The sequence below is a fragment of the Neorhizobium sp. 2083 genome (assembly GCF_031455615.1).
In the GTDB taxonomy this organism is placed as follows: Bacteria; Pseudomonadota; Alphaproteobacteria; order Rhizobiales; family Rhizobiaceae; genus Neorhizobium.
Genome location: NZ_JAVDTC010000005.1, coordinates 355,855 through 373,144, shown reverse-complemented (window position 1 = coordinate 373,144; position 17,290 = coordinate 355,855). Strand labels below are relative to the sequence as shown.

At 61.9% G+C, this 17,290-nt stretch carries 19 protein-coding genes and 1 tRNA gene; 10 read left to right on the top strand and 10 right to left on the bottom strand.

The genetic code is table 11. From position 1 onward, the window contains the following. Positions 1–71 precede the first annotated feature (71 nt). The 3 genes from J2X76_RS21130 to J2X76_RS21120 all read right to left on the bottom strand — a co-directional run bounded on the left by J2X76_RS21130 (position 72) and on the right by J2X76_RS21120 (position 2,028). The gene (locus J2X76_RS21130; protein WP_310219259.1) at positions 72–359 is read right to left on the bottom strand and encodes a hypothetical protein; all 288 of its coding nucleotides are present in this window, start codon (positions 357–359) and stop codon (positions 72–74) included. 33 nt (positions 360–392) lie between these two features. Continuing rightward, a complete protein-coding gene (locus J2X76_RS21125) occupies positions 393–974 on the bottom strand; it encodes a helix-turn-helix domain-containing protein (RefSeq protein WP_310219258.1) in 582 nt (193 codons plus the stop codon). A gap of 181 nt (positions 975–1,155) precedes the next feature. After that, a complete protein-coding gene (locus J2X76_RS21120; protein ID WP_113282933.1) occupies positions 1,156–2,028 on the bottom strand; it encodes an ATP-binding protein in 873 nt (290 codons plus the stop codon). Between the two features lie 196 nt (positions 2,029–2,224). Between J2X76_RS21120 and yajC the strand changes: the two genes are divergently transcribed. The 4 genes from yajC to J2X76_RS21100 all read left to right on the top strand — a co-directional run bounded on the left by yajC (position 2,225) and on the right by J2X76_RS21100 (position 4,505). Beyond that, positions 2,225–2,593 carry a preprotein translocase subunit YajC gene (gene yajC / locus J2X76_RS21115; RefSeq protein ID WP_113128879.1) on the top strand — a complete coding sequence of 123 codons (369 nt, stop codon included), beginning with the start codon at positions 2,225–2,227 and terminating at the stop codon, positions 2,591–2,593. 95 nt (positions 2,594–2,688) lie between these two features. Then, positions 2,689–3,075, top strand: a complete 387-nt coding sequence (locus tag J2X76_RS21110; protein ID WP_113128880.1) for an Mth938-like domain-containing protein — start codon at positions 2,689–2,691, stop codon at positions 3,073–3,075. 2 nt (positions 3,076–3,077) lie between these two features. Further along, positions 3,078–3,932 (top strand): phytoene/squalene synthase family protein, encoded by an 855-nt coding sequence (locus J2X76_RS21105; RefSeq protein WP_310219255.1) that lies wholly within the window; start codon positions 3,078–3,080, stop codon positions 3,930–3,932. Positions 3,933–4,052: 120 nt separating this feature from the next. Then, the gene (locus J2X76_RS21100) at positions 4,053–4,505 is read left to right on the top strand and encodes a hypothetical protein (protein ID WP_113129011.1); all 453 of its coding nucleotides are present in this window, start codon (positions 4,053–4,055) and stop codon (positions 4,503–4,505) included. Here J2X76_RS21100 and trmFO read toward each other — a convergent pair. The 3 genes from trmFO to J2X76_RS21085 all read right to left on the bottom strand — a co-directional run bounded on the left by trmFO (position 4,483) and on the right by J2X76_RS21085 (position 6,591). Next, a complete protein-coding gene (gene trmFO / locus J2X76_RS21095; RefSeq protein WP_310219253.1) occupies positions 4,483–5,907 on the bottom strand; it encodes a methylenetetrahydrofolate--tRNA-(uracil(54)-C(5))-methyltransferase (FADH(2)-oxidizing) TrmFO in 1,425 nt (474 codons plus the stop codon). The genes J2X76_RS21100 and trmFO overlap by 23 nt on opposite strands. A gap of 145 nt (positions 5,908–6,052) precedes the next feature. Then, positions 6,053–6,196, bottom strand: coding sequence for a DUF1127 domain-containing protein (locus J2X76_RS21090; protein ID WP_007762204.1), 144 nt, complete (start codon positions 6,194–6,196; stop codon positions 6,053–6,055). Positions 6,197–6,444: 248 nt separating this feature from the next. After that, entirely contained in the window at positions 6,445–6,591 is a 147-nt protein-coding gene (locus tag J2X76_RS21085; protein ID WP_065814416.1) for a DUF1127 domain-containing protein, read from the bottom strand. Between the two features lie 727 nt (positions 6,592–7,318). Between J2X76_RS21085 and J2X76_RS21080 the strand changes: the two genes are divergently transcribed. The 4 genes from J2X76_RS21080 to J2X76_RS21065 all read left to right on the top strand — a co-directional run bounded on the left by J2X76_RS21080 (position 7,319) and on the right by J2X76_RS21065 (position 11,924). Then, positions 7,319–7,403: transfer RNA gene (locus tag J2X76_RS21080), tRNA-Leu, on the top strand. A 162-nt stretch (positions 7,404–7,565) separates the two neighbouring features. After that, on the top strand, positions 7,566–9,062 hold the full coding sequence (tig, locus tag J2X76_RS21075) for a trigger factor (RefSeq protein WP_113129012.1): 1,497 nt from the start codon (positions 7,566–7,568) through the stop codon (positions 9,060–9,062). Positions 9,063–9,144: 82 nt separating this feature from the next. Further along, entirely contained in the window at positions 9,145–10,767 is a 1,623-nt protein-coding gene (locus J2X76_RS21070) for an ABC-F family ATP-binding cassette domain-containing protein (RefSeq protein WP_310219250.1), read from the top strand. A 260-nt stretch (positions 10,768–11,027) separates the two neighbouring features. Continuing rightward, the gene (locus J2X76_RS21065; protein WP_310219248.1) at positions 11,028–11,924 is read left to right on the top strand and encodes a cell wall hydrolase; all 897 of its coding nucleotides are present in this window, start codon (positions 11,028–11,030) and stop codon (positions 11,922–11,924) included. Between the two features lie 3 nt (positions 11,925–11,927). Here the strand turns inward: J2X76_RS21065 and J2X76_RS21060 are convergent, their stop codons facing one another. The 4 genes from J2X76_RS21060 to J2X76_RS21045 form a co-directional block, all read right to left on the bottom strand. Further along, on the bottom strand, positions 11,928–12,554 hold the full coding sequence (locus J2X76_RS21060; RefSeq protein ID WP_310219247.1) for a glutathione S-transferase family protein: 627 nt from the start codon (positions 12,552–12,554) through the stop codon (positions 11,928–11,930). A 77-nt stretch (positions 12,555–12,631) separates the two neighbouring features. Then, positions 12,632–13,078, bottom strand: coding sequence for a GNAT family N-acetyltransferase (locus J2X76_RS21055; RefSeq protein ID WP_113128885.1), 447 nt, complete (start codon positions 13,076–13,078; stop codon positions 12,632–12,634). A gap of 73 nt (positions 13,079–13,151) precedes the next feature. Next, complete coding sequence (locus J2X76_RS21050; RefSeq protein WP_113128886.1) at positions 13,152–14,366, bottom strand: NADP-dependent isocitrate dehydrogenase; 1,215 nt, start codon at positions 14,364–14,366, stop codon at positions 13,152–13,154. 103 nt (positions 14,367–14,469) lie between these two features. Next, on the bottom strand, positions 14,470–14,700 hold the full coding sequence (locus J2X76_RS21045; RefSeq protein WP_310219245.1) for a hypothetical protein: 231 nt from the start codon (positions 14,698–14,700) through the stop codon (positions 14,470–14,472). Between J2X76_RS21045 and J2X76_RS21040 the strand changes: the two genes are divergently transcribed. Together J2X76_RS21040 and J2X76_RS21035 are read left to right on the top strand one after the other, a co-directional pair. Further along, positions 14,681–15,124 (top strand): hypothetical protein, encoded by a 444-nt coding sequence (locus J2X76_RS21040; RefSeq protein ID WP_310219243.1) that lies wholly within the window; start codon positions 14,681–14,683, stop codon positions 15,122–15,124. The two genes, J2X76_RS21045 and J2X76_RS21040, sit on opposite strands and share 20 nt — an antisense overlap. A 133-nt stretch (positions 15,125–15,257) precedes the next feature. After that, positions 15,258–17,249: an FUSC family protein gene (locus J2X76_RS21035; protein WP_310219241.1), complete on the top strand. Its 1,992-nt coding sequence runs from the start codon at positions 15,258–15,260 to the stop codon at positions 17,247–17,249. The last annotated feature ends 41 nt before the right edge of the window (positions 17,250–17,290 follow it).

Genomic DNA, 17,290 nt, shown 5'->3' with positions numbered 1-17,290 from the left:
AGTGCGTTTCAGGGGACGGAGAAAAGCCCGGCAGTGCCGGGCTTTTTTGCGTTCACGGTATCGATCGGGGATCACGCCTTCAGGAATGCCAGGCGCTCGTCGGTTCGGCCTGGATTGATCTCCAGGATCTCGGGGCTGACGATGCCTTCCGCGACGAAAGGATCGTCCAGCAGGCGTTCTTCGAGATCGGACCGGGATAGGCCGTCCACAAGGATTGCGCCCCCAAGGCCGGGTGGCAGGCTTCCGGCAAGAAGAAAGACGCCTTCCGCGAAGCCGCGGGCAATCCATTCGTTGTGGCCCTGCATGAAGTCGGGCGCTTTCGTTTTGTTTTCAGCGAATTTGAGCGTCACGACGAACATCTGGATATCTCCTTGATTTTGGGATGGAAGGTGTCAGACGGCATCTTTCCGGGCGCATTGCATTTCGAGCCAATCGCGCATGGACTGGACTTCCCGGTGGATGAAAGCGCTGTCGGCAAACGCGGTCGCAAGTGTTGCAACGCCCTGGCTGCGCATCAGGACGTGCATCGCCAGCTGGTCGGCATCGGCCGCGCGGCCGAGGGCTGCAAATTGCCTTGCAAGCCAATCGCGAAAGAGGGCGAACAGCTGCGCGGCATCGTCCTTGGCGGCGTGTTGAAGCTTGGCAAGCTCGTTGCACAATGTGCCGACCGGGCAGCCATGGGCCATGATCTTTGCCTGGTTGGCGATCAGGATCTCGATGAAAGCGATGATCCGGCTTGCCGGCCGGCTGTTGCGGACTTCCCAGTCATCAAGCATCTGCCGTGTAGTGATCATGCGATGGGTAATCACAGCCCTCAGAACGTCGTCTTTCGTCTTGAAGTGGTAATAGAAATTGCCGCGCGACAGATGCACCGCCGCGGCGAGGTCCGCGAACGACGTCGCTTCGAACCCCCGCTCGTAGAAGAGCCGGTCCGCGGCCTCGACGATTTGCCGCCTGGTGTCTTCAGCGCTCACTGCATCTTCTCCAGCCTCGGATCGCCGGGCAGTGGCGATCTGTAGGACGATTGACCTAGATATGAATTAGGACAATTGACCTACGAGAGTCAAGCGTCCGGCGGCGCAGGGAATTTACCGCCTAACGTCGTGCGATGATGTGCCGGGGCAGGGCTTGCTAAGTGGCCAGAGCCGCGATTGCTCAGTCTCTGGAAAGCGGCTTCCTCAGCCGCCCGGCGAGATCCTGGATATATTGCCATGCGACGCGGCCCGACCGCCCGCCACGGGTCGTCGCCCATTCGAGCGCTTCGTGATGCAGCACGTCCTGGGCGAGGCCGAGATCGAAGTGCTCGGCATAACCGTCGATCATCTTCAGATAGTCGTCCTGGCTGCACTTGTGGAAACCGAGCCACAGGCCGAAACGGTCCGACAGCGACACCTTTTCCTCGACCGCCTCGGACGGATTGATCGCCGTCGACTGCTCGTTTTCCATCATGTGGCGCGGCAGAAGGTGGCGGCGGTTGGAGGTCGCATAGAACAGGACATTGTCCGGCCGACCTTCGATGCCGCCGTCGAGCGCCGCCTTCAGCGATTTGTAGGCGGTGTCGTCATGATCGAAGGAAAGGTCGTCGCAGAACACGATGACGCGCTGGCCGGAGGCTTTCAGGATGTCGAGCAGGGCAGGGAGCGAGGCGATATCCTCGCGATGCACCTCGACGAGTTTCAGCGAGATGCCGGTCGCGGCGCGCACATCCTCGTGCACGGCCTTCACCAGCGAGGATTTGCCCATGCCGCGTGCACCCCACAGCAGCACGTTGTTGGCCGCAAAACCTTCCGCAAACCGCAGCGTGTTTTCATGCAGGATGTCGCGCACGTGGTCGACACCTCGGATCAGCGTCAACGCCACCCGGTTCGGACGCGGCACCGGCTGCAGGCGCTGGTTTGCCGGCACCCAGACGAAGCAGTCGGCGGCATTCCAGTCGTTGACGGCGGGCGCAGGCCCGGCGAGCCGCTCCAGCGCGTCCGCGAGCCTGCGGACCTCGGCCAGGATCAGGGTGTTGAAGTCTTCGCTCATGGTGTTTCTCCAGTCGCATCGGCCAGTTTTTCGGCCTTTTCGCTGCGGTAACACGCTCGTTAGTGCATCAAAAGCCTGAGAGCCGTGGATTCGGTACTCCGGCCCGTGTGTTTCTGTTGCATTCCGGCTTATCGCAACTATATTCCGGCGGCTTGTAACGGGGGCCCGGCGTCCCCGGTCATCTTAGGAGTTTTCGATGTTCATTACCGAAGCATTCGCCCAGGCCCCGGCCGCAGCACCGGGAGCCTCCGCGTTCGGCTCCGGCCTTGAGATGCTCTTCCTCTTCGCGCCCCTGATGGTGGTCTGGTACTTCTTCCTGATCCGTCCGCAGCGCGCCCAGGCCAAGAAGCGCCAGGAAACGCTGACGAACATCCGCCGCGGCGACCAGGTCGTTCTCGGCGGCGGCATCACCGGCAAGGTGACCAAGGTTATCGACGACGCCGAAGTTGAAGTGGAAATCGCCGAAGGCGTCAAGATCCGCGCCATGCGCGCCTATATCGCCGAAGTCCGCGTCAAGGGCGAGCCGGTCAAGACCGAGCCTGCAAAGACCGGAGCGGCTTCTTAAAGCCAGGCCGATGCCCGCCAGCTTGCTTTGCGGGCGCCGAACCCCAAGGGCCGGACACCGTCCGGCCCGTAACTCTTTTGGAAAGCATGCGACCGATGGCAAAAGGCATCGAAATCCGCGACGCCCATTTTCCCGGTCGCGCTCCGATCGATGCCTATGGCAATGGCGGCTTCCGCTTTGCCGATATGTCGCATCGCGGCTCGCTGCTCTGCCTTCCCTCCGGCATCCATGGTTGGGAGCTGAAGGAAGGTGAGCCGCTGACGGTCGCTTCCCTGGTGAAGGTGCTGGCCGAATCGAGTGAGATCGAAGTGCTGCTCGTCGGCATGGGCGCCAACCTCAAGCCGATACCGGCCGAAGTGAAGGCGGCGCTGAAGGCCAAGGGCATCGCTTCCGATCCGATGAGCACCGGTGCTGCCGTCCGCACCTTCAACATCATGCTGGCCGAATCGCGCGCCGTCGCGGCGGCCCTGATCGCCGTCTAGGTATGGCCGCCCCTACCGGACAGAACGGCGATATCTGCCTTGCCACGCTGAGGGACACCGACCGCGACCGCTATCTCGCCTGCCTTCTGTCCCCGGAAGACAAGCGCAGCGCACTTGCAGCGCTTTATGCCTTCAACGCCGAGATTGCCCGTGTCCGCGACATGGTGCGCGAGCCGCTGCCCGGCGAGATCCGGCTGCAATGGTGGCGCGACCTTCTGGAAGGCAGCGCTTCGGGCGACAGCACCGGCAACCCCGTCGCTGCCGGCCTACTCGAGGCGATAGAGACCTATCGCCTGCCTCGCCAGACGCTGGTCGACATGATCGAGGCGCGCATCTTCGACCTCTATGACGATCCGATCACCGACCGCAACGCCCTCGAAGGATATGCCGGCGAGACCGCTTCGGCGCTGATCCAGCTCGCGAGCCTGATTCTCTCCGCCGGCGAGGCCGCAAAATCCACCGAAGCGGCGGGACACGCGGGTGTCGCCCAGGCGATCGCCGGTTTCCTTCTCTTGATGCCGATCCATCGCCGCCGTCACCAGCTCTACCTGCCGCTCGATATTCTCTCGGCGACCGGGCTCGATCGTGATACATTTCTCGCCGGTGAAGACCGGCCGCGCATTTCCGCTGCGATCGAGGCTTTTGCCGGGCTCGGGCTGGAGCATCTGGGCAAGGCGAGACGGTCGGGACGCGTCCCTGCCGCCATCTTTCCGGCCTACCTGCCGGTATCGCTTGCCGAACCGGTCCTGCGCCGCGCTGCGCGCGCCGGTGCCTCGGTGCTCGACACCGCCCTGCAGCTGCCGCAATGGCGGCGGCAAATGCGGCTCATGAAGGCCTCCGTCACCAGGCGCTTCTGACGGGCGTCAAATTCGCGCAAGGCTCGCCCGCTAAGGGACGAAAAGCAGAAATCCGGCGCCATCATAAGGAGAAGCGGTGTGAGCCCCGTCGTCGTCTGGTCGATCATCTTCGTGCTCCTCATGGCGCTCGCCTATTACGTCACCCGTATGTCCGGCAAGGACAGGGACAAGGACGGCAACCTCCATGACACGGGCGTCGCCATCCTCGAGTTCGGGCGCGCCTTTCCCAATGAAGCCATCCGCAGCCTGCATGTCACGGCCAATGGCGAAGCGATCTTCGTGCGCCTGCACGACAACAAGGCCGGCTTCATGCGCAGCCACCGCAACCATTATGCCTGCTTTCTGATCGAGCCGGGCCGGGTGCGCGTCTCGCCCATGCCGAATGCCAAGGGTTTCACCGTCGAGTTTCTGGACGCCTCGACGCAGAACGGCACCTACCTCTTCTCGACGGAAAAGGAGGCGGCCGAAGTCGCACTCTGGCTGCTCGACAATTATGTCAGTGTTGCCGATCGCGATATCGAGGAAAAGCCAGCGTCGCCGGCCGCCGATATCAGCCCCGACCGAGCCAACTAGCGCAGTCGCGAAGCGCCCGGGCCGAGAGCAGCTGCCGTTTCATCACCGTCTTGTCCTTGCCGCGGAAACGCTTGACGCCCTCCGGCTTGACGATCGAGCCGGGCTCCAGCTCGGGAAACAGTCCGAAGTTGACGTTCATCGGCTGGAACGAACGCTTGCCCGGCTCGTCTTCGGAAACCAGATGCCCGCCGGTGATATGGCCGAGCAGCGAGCCCAGCGCGGTCGTCGCAGGCGGTGCCGCGAGCGTTTCGCCCTTGCGCTCGGCCGCCGCGAAGCGGCCGGCGAGGAGCCCGATCGCCGCACTTTCCACATAACCTTCACAGCCGGTGATCTGGCCGGCGAATCTAAGGCCGGGCCGGCTTTTCAGCGTCAGCGATTTGTCGAGCAGCACGGGGGAGTGGATATAAGTGTTGCGGTGCAGGCCGCCGAGCCTTGCGAACTCGGCATTCTGCAGCCCGGGGATCATGCGGAAGATATCCGCCTGGGCGCCGTATTTCAGCTTCGTCTGGAAACCGACCATGTTGTAGAGCGTGCCGAGCGCGTTGTCCTGCCGGAGCTGCACGACCGCATAGGCCTTGACGGTCGGGTTATGGGCATTGGTAAGACCCATCGGCTTCATCGGCCCGTGGCGGAGCGTCTCGCGGCCGCGTTCGGCCATCACTTCGATCGGCAGGCAGCCGTCGAAATAGGGCGTGCCTTCCCATTCCTTGAAACCGACCGTGTCGCCGGCAATCAGCGCATCGACGAAGGCGTTGTACTGCGCCTCGTCCATCGGGCAGTTGATATAGTCCTTGCCGTTGCCGCCGGGGCCGACCTTGTCGTAGCGCGACTGGTACCAGCAGATATCCATGTCGATCGAATCACGGTGCACGATCGGCGCAATGGCGTCGAAGAAGGCGAGCTGGTCCTCGCCCGTCTCCGCCTGGATCGCGGCGGCGAGCGCCGGCGAGGTGAGGGGGCCTGTGGCGATGATCGCCAGATCCCATTCCTTCGGCGGCAGGCCCTGGATTTCCTCGCGCACGATGGTAATCAGCGGATGTTTTTCGATCGCTTCGGTGACCGCATCGGAAAATCCGTCGCGGTCGACGGCAAGCGCGCCGCCGGCCGGGACCTGGTGCCTGTCGGCCGAGGCCATGATCAGCGAACCCGCAAGCCGCATTTCCGCGTGGATGACCCCGACGGCGTTTGCCGTCGCATCGTCGGAGCGGAAGGAATTCGAGCAGACCAGCTCGGCAAGCCCGTCCGTCTTGTGGGCGTCGGTGCCGCGCACGCCGCGCATCTCGTGGAGAATCACCGGCACGCCGGCCGAGGCGATCTGCCAGGCGGCTTCGGAACCGGCAAGGCCGCCGCCGACGACATGGATGGGAGCCGGATAGGTCGAAGAAGGAGAATTGTTGCTCATGGCCGGCTCATTATCATGCCAATTGCCGGACCGGAATCAAAAAGGCACCCGATGAGGTGCCTTCGATACGTCCTTGGGTGTCCTCTCGGACCGCATATTCTCGCCGCGCGGCGTATTCCGCGCGGGTCCGCCTGCGAGAAGCGGATTAGCGGAAGGAGCGGGCCGCGATGTGGCGGATGTCGTAGCGGGTCAGACCGATGTCGCTGAGGGCCTGGCTCGAAAGATTTCCAAGCTCATTCATCGTACGGCGGTAGCTGATCCAGTTCTTGGCGATACGGATCGGGTTCATGGTTGTTTCCTCAAGATTTTCCTGATGCTCTGTCGTCATCAGCGATGAGGGTCTTATACATCCGCATAATAAGAATGTGCAGTGCAAAAAATGTGCGACTGCCATGCAAATGTGCAGGAGATCGCTGAAATTTACGGCTGAGTTCGAAAAACAGGCAGATATTTGAAGCGTTAAATTTCTATGAACAAAAAGAAAAGCGCCTCCCTGAGGAGGCGCTTTTTGATGGTGCAGCAATGTCTGCGCGAGGCTTAGAAGCCGACTGCAGTCCGTGCGACGCGGCGGATATCGGCGCGGCCGATGCCGAGGTCGCTGAGTTCGCGGTCGCTCATGCGGCCGAGCTCGTTGACGGTTTCGCGGTACTTGCGCCAGGTGGTGAGCTTCTGTGCGATGTTCATGATCTTGTCCCTTTCTAGGCCCTTGCCAGCAGCCCGTTCGGCGCTGACTTCAATCTCATGACCACCAATATATGCTGCGCTGCAAAAAGTAACAGCGCCCATTCGGTATGCCACCTATGCATTTGGTGCATTACGAGATTATTTACCATGCTGAAATGGGGAGAAGCTGGGCGATTTATAGGCAGATAGCGTATCGCAGAACAAAAAATAACGCCCACCGGGGGAGGAGGTCCGGTGGGCGTCATTTGTAACGACTGGCGATTTGGGAGGAGGAGGACCGCCAGTCCGATCGGGCCAACGCTGGGAGGAGGAGTGCGCGGCCCGAATTGATGTTCGCGGGTTCATCCCGAGGGCATATTCCTGTTCAGGGCGGGCGCCAGGCCGTCCGAACCAGAGAGACCAAAACCTTCGATCAATCCCTGCATTTGCATACTATGAGATTGCAGTGGAATTGTGCAGTGCAATATCAGAATGGATGACATGCGATCCGTGCATGGCTCTCTCCTGATGATTTCAATGTACACATTAGAATTTAATAAAAAGTTAATCGTCCCCGGAATTCCCGATCCCATCGCGGGCGGGCAGGCAGCAAAATCACCCGTTCACCGCGCTTTCTCCGAACTGCCAAAAAAGCGTCATTTTCCCTTTGCGCGCGCCAAAACGGGTGATATAGAGACGCGCGCTCCGGAAGGCCTCAGGCCACGAGGATTTTCGACGCGGTTGGGGCGCGGGTATGGTGAAATTGGTAGACACGCCAGATTTAGGTTCTGGTGCCGCAAGGCGTGGGAGTTCAAGTCTCTCTACCCGCACCAGAACCGCCCCGCATCAAAACCGCCAGGAGTGCGGTCCGAGCCGGTTCTGGCTAAAGGATCGGCGCTCCTTGAAGCCGCGGCCGGTCTCACAAAGTTCCGGCGATGTGCTCATTGAAACCAACGGCTGTCTGAGCACCGCCGCCACGATATGAAGGTATGAAAATGCAGGTTACCGAAACGCTCGCTGAAGGGCTGAAGCGCGAAATCAAGGTTGTTATCCCCAAGCGGGATATGGAAGCGCAGCTCAACGTGCGCCTCGCCGACGCCAAGGACAAGGTCCGCATCAACGGTTTCCGTCCGGGCAAGGTGCCGATCGCCCATCTGAAGAAGATGTACGGCAAGTCGATCATGGCGGATCTCGTCAACGAGATCGTCCGCGAACGTCCGACCGAAATTCTTTCCGACCGCGGCGAGAAGTCGGCGACCCAGCCTTCGGTTGGCATGACCGAGGACGAGAAGGAAGCCGAAAAGATCCTCAACGCCGAGGTCGATTTCGAATTCACGCTCTCCTACGAAGTCATCCCGGACATCGAACTGCAGCCGACCGACGGTCTCTCCGTCATTCGCGAAGTCGTCGAAGTCACCGAAGACGAAGTTAACGAGCAGATCGAGAAGATCGCCGAAAGCGCGCGGACCTTCGAAACCAAGACCGGCAAGGCTGCCAATGGCGACCGCGTTACGATGAACTATCTCGGCAAGGTCGACGGCGTTGCCTTCGATGGCGGCGCTGCCGAAGATGCCGAACTGGTTCTCGGCTCGGGCCGTTTCATTCCGGGCTTCGAAGACCAGCTCGTGGGCGTCAAGGCCGGTGAGGACAAGACCATCACCGTGACCTTCCCGACCGAATATCCGGCCGCGAACCTCGCCGGCAAGGAAGCCACCTTCGACGTCACCGTCAAGGAAGTTGCGGCTCCCGCCGCTATCGAGATCAACGACGAACTCGCCTCCAAGCTCGGCATCGAATCCGTCGATCGCCTGAAGGAGATCGTCCGCGGCCAGATCGAAAGCCAGTACGGCAATGTCACCCGCCAGAAGGTCAAGCGTCAGATCCTTGACCAGCTCGACGGCATGTACCAGTTCGACACCCCGCAGACCCTCGTCGACGCCGAGTTCGACAACATCTGGCGCCAGATCAACACCGACCTGCAGCAGTCCGGCAAGACCTTCGAAGACGAAGAGACGACCGAGGAAGATGCGCGCGTCGAATACCGCAAGCTCGCCGAACGCCGCGTTCGTCTCGGCCTGGTGCTCTCCGAAATCGGCGAACAGGCCGGCGTCGAAGTGACCGAGGAAGAAATGCAGCGCGCCCTTTATGCGCAGCTCCAGCAGTTCCCGGGCCAGCAGAAGGAAATCCTCGATTTCTTCCGCAACACCCCCGGCGCTTCCGCATCGCTGCGCGCGCCGATCTTCGAAGAGAAGGTCGTCGACAAGCTGCTCTCCGAGATCAAGGTCACCGACAAGACCGTGACCAAGGAAGAGCTGATGGCGGAAGACGAAGAAGGCTCGGAAGGCGCTGAGAAGCCGGCCAAGAAGAAGGCCGCTCCGAAGAAGGCCGCGAAGGCCGAGGCTGCTGACGAAGCCGCCGAAGGCGAAGAAGCTGCCGCTCCGAAGAAGAAGGCTGCTCCGAAGAAGAAGGCTGCTGAAGACAGCGCCGAATAAGCTTCGCATTGATTGAGTAGAAAAGCCGGGTCGGCGACGACCCGGCTTTTTGTTGTGACGAAACCTCTCGAGTCCGCCGCCCATGATCCGTATCGAAAACATCAGCAAATCGAACAGCCACCGCATCCTCTTCATCGAGGCGGCCGCCGCGCTGAACCGTGGCGAGAAGATCGGCCTCGTCGGCCCGAACGGCGCCGGCAAGACGACGCTCTTCCGGATGATCACCGGTTCCGAAATACCGGACGAGGGGCAGGTCTCGGTCGAGAAGAACGTGACGATCGGCTATTTCAACCAGGACGTCGGCGAAATGGCCGGCCGCAGCGCCGTCACCGAGGTGATGGACGGTGCGGGTCCGGTGAGCGTCGTGGCCGCTGAACTGCGCGAGCTCGAAGCGGCCATGGTCGATCCCAACCGGCTCGACGAGATGGATCAGATTATCGAGCGTTACGGCGAGGTGCAGGCGCGTTACGAGGAGCTTGACGGCTATGGGCTCGAAGGCCGCGCCCGCGAAGTTCTCGCCGGCCTGAGTTTCACCCAGGAGATGATGGACGGCGATGTCGGCAAGCTCTCCGGCGGCTGGAAAATGCGCGTCGCGCTCGCCCGCATCCTCTTGATGCGCCCGGACGTCATGTTGCTCGACGAACCGAGCAACCATCTCGATCTCGAAAGCCTGATCTGGCTGGAACAGTTCCTCAAAGGTTATGACGGCGCGCTGCTGATGACCTCGCACGACCGCGAGTTCATGAACCGCATCGTCACCAAGATCATCGAGATCGACGGCGGGGCGCTCACCACCTATTCCGGCGACTACGGCTTCTATGAGCAGCAGCGGGCCCAGAACGAAAAGCAGCAGCAGGCCCAGTTCGAGCGCCAGCAGGCGATGCTTGCCAAGGAAATCAAGTTCATCGAGCGCTTCAAGGCGCGCGCCAGCCACGCCGCGCAGGTGCAGAGCCGGGTGAAGAAGCTCGACAAGATCGAGCGCGTCGAGCCGCCGAAGCGCCGCCAGGCCGTCGCCTTCGAATTCCAGCCGGCGCCGCGCTCCGGCGAAGACGTCGTCAACATCAAGAATGTCGCCAAGCGCTACGGCAGCCGTTCGATCTACGAGGGCCTCGATTTCATGGTCAAGCGTCGCGAGCGCTGGTGCATCATGGGCGTCAACGGCGCCGGCAAATCGACGCTGCTGAAACTGGTGACGGGCTCGACCGAGCCGGATGAAGGTAGCGTCGCGATCGGCGCCAGCGTCAAGATGGGCTATTTCGCCCAGCACGCCATGGATCTGCTCGACGGCGAGCTGACGGTGTTCGAATGGCTGGAGCAGCAGTTTCCGCGCGCGGGGCAGGGCTCGCTCAGGGCGCTTTCCGGCTGCTTCGGTTTTTCAGGCGACGACGTCGAGAAGAAATGCCGGGTGCTGTCCGGTGGCGAGAAGGCGCGTCTGGTGATGGCCGCGATGCTGTTCAACCCGCCGAATTTCCTCGTTCTCGACGAGCCGACCAACCACCTCGACCTCGATACCAAGGAGATGCTGATCAAGGCGCTGTCGGAATACGAAGGCACTATGCTGTTCGTCAGCCACGACCGGCATTTCCTCGCCGAACTGTCGAATCGCGTGCTCGAACTGACGCCCGACGGCATCCAGCGTTATGACGGCGGTTACACGGAATATGTGGAGCGCACCGGTTACGAGGCGCCGGGACTGAGGAGCTGAGGGCGAGTGACCATGTGATCCTCCGCCCAAGCGTCGCTTGGCCGGAGAATCAACCTTCCGTTAGGGCGGCTGTCATAAGAGGTTCTCGGCCTGCGTGGAATGCGTCGATTCGACGGTGCCGCCGCCGTGCCGACCCGCAACCGGAACGCTTTTCCGCCCAGTTTTGATTGTCTCACATGGCGTTTGATCTGAATCTGTTTTTGAGGTATCCATTTTCCCGCCGTAGCGATTTCTGGAATTATACCGCAGGGGGAGTATTCATGACGGCGAGCGATAAGGCCCTTCTCCGGCCGGCAATCGGTCTGGTTGGAATGATGTTCCTGTCGGCATGCACCTCGGCGCAGACGACGTCATCCATTTCGCCCGCCAGCACCACGGTGAAGCCGGCACCGATCTCCAAGAAACAGGTCTACCATTATACGCCGGCCGATCGCGACTGCATGAAGCGGGCGATGTATTTCGAATCGAAGCGGTCCAGCCGCGAGGGACTGATGGCGGTCGGTACCGTGATCATGAACAGGCTCACCTCGGATGCCTATCCGCCGACGATCTGCGGCATCGTCGCTCAGGAAAGGCAGTTCGCTCCGGGCGTGCTGACCCGGGCGGTCAGCGAAGAAACGGTGCCGGAACTCGATGCGGCCGTCGATGCGATCATTCGCGGCGAGCGGAACCCCGAGGTCAAGGACGCCATGTTCTTCCACACGGCCGGCCTGCGCTTCCCCTATCAGAACATGCATTATGTGACGGTTGCCGGCGGCAACGCGTTTTATGAGAAGCGCGACAGGGACGGAGAGCTGCAGACGCCGCCGCCGAAGGCTCCCGACGAATACGTGCTCGCGCTGGTGCAAAGCAACCCCGACCCGTTGAGCCTGATTCAGGCCAAGGAATTCGACGTCGCCTCCATTCCGACGACGAGCACGAATCAGGTGGTGGCGACGAACGTCCCGGTTCCCGTGGAACGGCCGGATCCTTTCGCAGCCCGTCCGGCAGCCACCCAGTCCGCAAGACCTGCCGCATCGCAGGTGGTGCTCGCCAGCTCCATGACCAACGAATGGATGCTGCGTTTTGATGCCGGCAACGCGACCACCCCGGCACGGACCCCGACTCCAATGCCGTCCCCCAAGCGCTTGGCCGCGGGAACGACGGCTGACCGCTGACGCTCATTCGGCCTTCTGCAGCTCGGCCGCCGCAGCATTGTCCTTGTCGTTCGCGCGCTGATAAGCTTCGCGAAGTGCGAGGCGGCCGAAATACTGTTCGAAGGCCGCGCGTTTTTCGATCGTGCCGAACTGCAGACCATAGCCGAGTTGCGAGCCGATATAGACGTCGGCCGCACTGAATGTGTCGCCGGCGATATAGGCGTTCGCGCGCACGGCGGATTCCAGCGTATTCATCACGTCCTGATAGGTACCGTAACCGATCATCCGCTCGCGTCCCTTCGGCACTTCGAAGCCGAGTGCGCGGTTGCTGACGGCAGCTTCCAGCGGACCGGCTGCAAAGAACATCCAGCGGTAATAGTCGGCCCGCTTGGCGGGGGCAGGCGCAAGGCCCGCTTGCGGAAAGGCGTCCGCCAGATAGGCGCAGATCGCCGCGCATTCGGTCACGACGGTCTTGTCGTGCATGATGCTCGGCACCTTGCCCATCGGGTTGACGCTTTTGTAGGCGTCACCCTTCATCGTCGTACCGAAATGCAGGATTTCGGTGCGGTAGGGAATGCCGACCTCTTCCAGCATCCAGCGGGCAATCCGGCCACGCGACATCGGGTTCGTGTATAGCACCAGATCGGTCACAGGCGTCTCCTCATTGTTCCTTCTTTGTTCTAGTATCCCCTTGTCACAGAATCAAGACGGTCCGGAATTTCCCGATTTCAGAGTGGCTTGCGATACTGGATGAAGCCGGAATTCCGTGCGACGCGGTCGTAGAGGCGCCGGGCTGTGGAATTGCTTTCGTGCGTCAGCCAGTAGAGCCGGCCGGCGTCATTTGCCCGCGCCAGATCGGCCACGGCCTCGATAAGCGCTTCACCGGCGCGCTTGCCGCGCTGGGTCTGTGCCACATAAAGGTCCTGAAGGTAGCACGTCCGGTCCGGCAGCCAGCAGGAACGGTGGAAGATCGCATGCGCGATGCCGATCATCCTGCCGGTTTCGTCGAAGGCGCCCAGCGCATGCATCGGTTCGGCGGGATCGTGGAAGCGGCTCCAGGTGAGGTCGTACATCTCCCGCGGCAGAACGGTCTCGTAGAAGTGGAGATAGGCCTCCCAGAGCGGCTCCCAGGCGGCGCGGTCGGATGGCTCGAGCGGGCGGACGATGGTGGTCATGGCAAACTTCCTCCCAAAAAAGAAACGGCGGAGATCGCTCCCCGCCGTCCAATGATTAGCCGATTTTTCCGACTTAGGAAGCCATGGCCACCCGGAGGTTCTCGTCGACCTTGTCGAGGAAGGCGGTGGTCGAGAGCCACGGCTGGTCCGGACCGATGAGCAGCGCCAGGTCCTTGGTCATGTAGCCGGCTTCGACGGTGTCGACGCAGACCGTTTCGAGCGTTGCGGCGAACTTTGCAAGGGCTGCATTGTCGTCGAGCTTGGCACGATGCGCGAGGCCGCGGGTCCAGGCGAAGATCGAGGCGATCGAGTTCGTTGAGGTCTCCTGACCCTTCTGGTGCTGGCGGTAGTGGCGGGTAACGGTGCCGTGGGCGGCTTCGGCTTCGACCGTGCGGCCATCAGGCGACAGCAGGACCGAGGTCATCAGGCCGAGCGAGCCGAAGCCCTGGGCGACGATGTCGGACTGGACGTCGCCGTCATAGTTCTTGCAGGCCCAGACGTAACCGCCGGACCACTTGAGCGCTGCGGCGACCATGTCGTCGATCAGGCGGTGTTCGTAGGTGATCTTCAGTTCGTCGAACTGCGCCTTGAATTCGGCATTGAAGACTTCCTCGAAGATATCCTTGAAGCGGCCGTCATAGGCCTTGAGGATGGTGTTCTTGGTCGACAGGTAGACCGGCCACTTGCGCATCAGGCCATAGTTCAACGAAGCGCGCGCGAAATCGCGGATCGATTCGTCGAGGTTGTACATGGCCATCGCCACGCCGGCGTCCGGTGCCTTGAACACTTCCTTCTCGATCACCTGGCCGTCTTCGCCGACGAATTTGATCGACAGCGTGCCCTTGCCCGGGAACTTGAAGTCGGTTGCCTTGTACTGGTCGCCGAAGGCATGGCGGCCGACGACGATCGGCTTGGTCCAGCCCGGAACCAGGCGCGGTACGTTCTTGCAGATGATCGGCTCGCGGAAGATGACGCCGCCAAGGATGTTGCGGATCGTGCCATTCGGGCTCTTCCACATTTCCTTGAGGTTGAATTCCTTGACGCGGGCTTCGTCCGGGGTGATCGTCGCGCACTTGATGCCGACGCCGTGCTTCTTGATGGCGTTGGCCGCGTCGATCGTCACCTGGTCGTTGGTGGCGTCGCGGTTCTCGACCGAGAGATCATAATATTCGATGTCGAGATCGAGATAGGGAAGGATCAGCTTGTCCTTGATGAGCTGCCAGATGATGCGGGTCATCTCGTCGCCGTCGAGATCGACGACCGGGTTTGCTACCTTGATCTTTTGCATGGAATTCCTCTTGGACGTGGAAGGGACCGCAAGGTCCCGACGGGTGGACACCAGTGGGTGCGCTATAGCACCGCCGGGCCGGAACGCAAAGGCATTGAGGTCCTCATAAGCGGCTTTTGATGCGAGAAATCGCGGCGCCCTCGGAGCGGCGGATGATTGCCCTTGCCAAACCATATTGCCGGATTAATGTCCGCCCAAATCGCTCTCCAACAGCCGGATTTGATCTTATGCGGACCTTGCCGCTTGCTCTTGCTTTTTCCCTGATATCCACCTTTGCCGCTGCGGCTGATGTCACCGATCCTGTCAAAGAGGTGATGAAGATCACCGAAGACAACTGGAACACCTCCGATAGCGAATGGAAATACATTTTCGATGCGGATCCGCTGTCGCGCCTGTTCAGCAAGAAATTCCGCGGCGCCTATGCCGAGGCCGCCAAGCACCCCGCCTATGAGACCGAAAACAACCAGCCCGGCGATCCCTTCGGTTACGACGTGATCACCTCGTCGCAGGACGGCTGCCCGCTGAAGGAAATCAAGACGACGTCGGCACCGGGCGCCAACGGCATGACTGACGTTACCGTCACCTTCAAGATGTGGACCTGCGTCGAGGAGGCGGACGTGAAGGACAGCGTCAACGAACTGCATTTCGACATCATCCAGGAGGGGGGCAAGCCGGTCATCGACGATATCCACCGTGTCGCTGACGGCGAGCGGGATTCGGTGATCGAGGAGATGCAGTCGATCGCCAAGGGCGAGTGACTGCGCTGGTGCCCGGCGGCGCATCGAACTGCCGGTCGCGGCCAGCCGGACTTATGCACGGTATCGCCAAACTTTATCCAGGCGATATATTCGCCGGCCAGAAGCGGGTGCGGGCACCCGCCTGGGGTGGTCGATGACGTTTGCCGCAAAGATCCGAGACTGGCTGCTCGCCAACGACCCGGCGCTCTCGCGCCTGCGCATGGCGGGACGCGTGACCCTGACCGTCGTCGCCTCGGTGGCCTGCCTTGCGCTCATCCACATCGCCGGGCTGGCACTGCCGACGATCGCTTACGGGCTTGCCATCATGCTCTCGATCGAGGGCGGCATCGCGGTGCGCGACCGGCTGCCGTCGGACCAGTTGAAGACGCGGCTGATCGGCGGTGTCGCAAGCCTCGTCTGCGTAGGGCTTGCCGCGGCGCTGGAGGACTACCGTTATATCTCCGATCCGATGTTCCTGGTGGTGATCGCCTGCGCCACGGTCGGGCGCGTTTATGGCCCGAGGGGTTTTGCAGTCGGCATGTTCGCCTTCACGTCCTATTTCATGGGCGCCTATCTGAAGCCGAGGCTTGCCGATCTTCCGCTCGCCGTCATCGGTCCGGCGATCGCGATCGTCACCGGCCATCTGGTGCGCACCTATCTCCTGCCGGACGATTGGCGGCGCGATCTTCTGCAGTCGCTGGTGGCGATCCAGGGCAGGGTGGGCGACATCCTGATGAAGCTCGCGGTTCTGTCGAGCGGCGCCACCGTCTCGGACGGCGACCGGCGCGAGCTGCGCCAGCTCGAAGAGCGGCTGAAGGACGTGGTGCTGATGGCGGAAGGCTTTCTGCCGCGCACGGCAGATGGCGCGATCGATCCGGAAGACGAGGCGGTCACTGCCCTGACCATGAAGATCTTCGACATGCATCTTTCCGCCGAAAGCGCGATCGTTCTGTCGTTCGAAGCGCTGCCGCCCTTCATGCTCGTCCACGCGCTGATCGAAGGCGAGCAGGAGATGGCTGAGAGGATCGCAGCCAGCCCGGCCGTCGCGGGCGACGACCGGGTGGCGGAAAGCGCCAGCGCGCTGATCTGGCTGCAGAAGGCGAGGACGGCGCTGGCGGAATCCGTCGAGGAAGGGCGGCGCGACCGTTTCCGCTCGATCGACGGTCCCGCGATCTCACCGGCTCCAGCGAAGATCGATTTTTCGCTCAAGAATCCGGTGATGCGTTCCGCGGTGCAGATCACCGTCGCATCGGGCCTGGCGATGGTTTTCGGACTGATGCTGTCGCGCGATCGCTGGTTCTGGGCTGTTTTGACCGCCTTCCTGATCTTCACCAACACCAAGTCGCGCGGCGATGCGGCGATCCGGGCGTTGCAGCGATCTGTCGGCACCCTGCTCGGCATCGCGACCGGGCTCGTGCTGGCGACGCTGATCGGGGGGTATCCGCTGCTCGCCGCGCCGATCGCGCTGCTCTCCATCTTTCTCGGTTTTTATTGCCTGCAGATTTCCTATGCGGCGATGACTTTCTTCATCTCGATCGTGCTTTGCCTGATCTACGGCATGACCGGGGTGCTGACGCTTGACCTGCTGCAGCTCCGGATCGAGGAGACGCTGATCGGTGCGCTTGCGGGCACTGTCGTCGCCTTCCTCGTTTTCCCGGCATCGACCCGCTCGACCCTCGACCTGGCGCTCGGCCGCTGGTTCGACGGGCTGAATGAGCTGCTTGCGGCCGTGAAGGAGGGGAGATGCGATTACGAGATCATCACGCTCTCCCGCAAGCTCGATGCCGCCTATCGCGAGGTGACGCTTGCCGCCCGCCCGCTCGGCACGACCTGGTCGGTGGTCACCCGGCCGGGCCAGGTCCGCCAGACGCTCGCCATCTTTCTCGGCGCCACCTATTGGGCGCGCATCTTCGCCCGCAACGCGGTCGAGGCGGGACGCAAGCCGGAAGGCGATGTGCTGGCCGCGCTGGAGGACACGTTACGCAATATCGACGCGCTTTCGCGCCGCGGCTCGGAATGTTTCGTGGTCAAGCGCAAGACGAGCAGAAGTGCCGGCCGGCATCTGCCGATCTTCAAGCATGGCAGCCGGGTCGGGGTCGAGATGATCGGCACAATGCTGGGCCGGCTTTATCCCTCAGCCGCATAAGACTTGCCGATTGCCCCGGGCACCGCTATTCCGGCCCCCGG

Coding starts and splice junctions, on each gene's coding strand:
- J2X76_RS21130 (WP_310219259.1), bottom strand. CDS start 359: ATGTTCGTCGTGACGCTCAAATTCGCTGAAAACAAAACGAAAGCGCCC.
- J2X76_RS21120 (WP_113282933.1), bottom strand. CDS start 2,028: ATGAGCGAAGACTTCAACACCCTGATCCTGGCCGAGGTCCGCAGGCTC.
- yajC (WP_113128879.1), top strand. CDS start 2,225: ATGTTCATTACCGAAGCATTCGCCCAGGCCCCGGCCGCAGCACCGGGA.
- J2X76_RS21110 (WP_113128880.1), top strand. CDS start 2,689: ATGGCAAAAGGCATCGAAATCCGCGACGCCCATTTTCCCGGTCGCGCT.
- J2X76_RS21105 (WP_310219255.1), top strand. CDS start 3,078: ATGGCCGCCCCTACCGGACAGAACGGCGATATCTGCCTTGCCACGCTG.
- J2X76_RS21100 (WP_113129011.1), top strand. CDS start 4,053: ATGGCGCTCGCCTATTACGTCACCCGTATGTCCGGCAAGGACAGGGAC.
- trmFO (WP_310219253.1), bottom strand. CDS start 5,907: ATGAGCAACAATTCTCCTTCTTCGACCTATCCGGCTCCCATCCATGTC.
- J2X76_RS21090 (WP_007762204.1), bottom strand. CDS start 6,196: ATGAACCCGATCCGTATCGCCAAGAACTGGATCAGCTACCGCCGTACG.
- J2X76_RS21085 (WP_065814416.1), bottom strand. CDS start 6,591: ATGAACATCGCACAGAAGCTCACCACCTGGCGCAAGTACCGCGAAACC.
- tig (WP_113129012.1), top strand. CDS start 7,566: ATGCAGGTTACCGAAACGCTCGCTGAAGGGCTGAAGCGCGAAATCAAG.
- J2X76_RS21070 (WP_310219250.1), top strand. CDS start 9,145: ATGATCCGTATCGAAAACATCAGCAAATCGAACAGCCACCGCATCCTC.
- J2X76_RS21065 (WP_310219248.1), top strand. CDS start 11,028: ATGACGGCGAGCGATAAGGCCCTTCTCCGGCCGGCAATCGGTCTGGTT.
- J2X76_RS21055 (WP_113128885.1), bottom strand. CDS start 13,078: ATGACCACCATCGTCCGCCCGCTCGAGCCATCCGACCGCGCCGCCTGG.
- J2X76_RS21050 (WP_113128886.1), bottom strand. CDS start 14,366: ATGCAAAAGATCAAGGTAGCAAACCCGGTCGTCGATCTCGACGGCGAC.
- J2X76_RS21040 (WP_310219243.1), top strand. CDS start 14,681: ATGAAGATCACCGAAGACAACTGGAACACCTCCGATAGCGAATGGAAA.
- J2X76_RS21035 (WP_310219241.1), top strand. CDS start 15,258: ATGACGTTTGCCGCAAAGATCCGAGACTGGCTGCTCGCCAACGACCCG.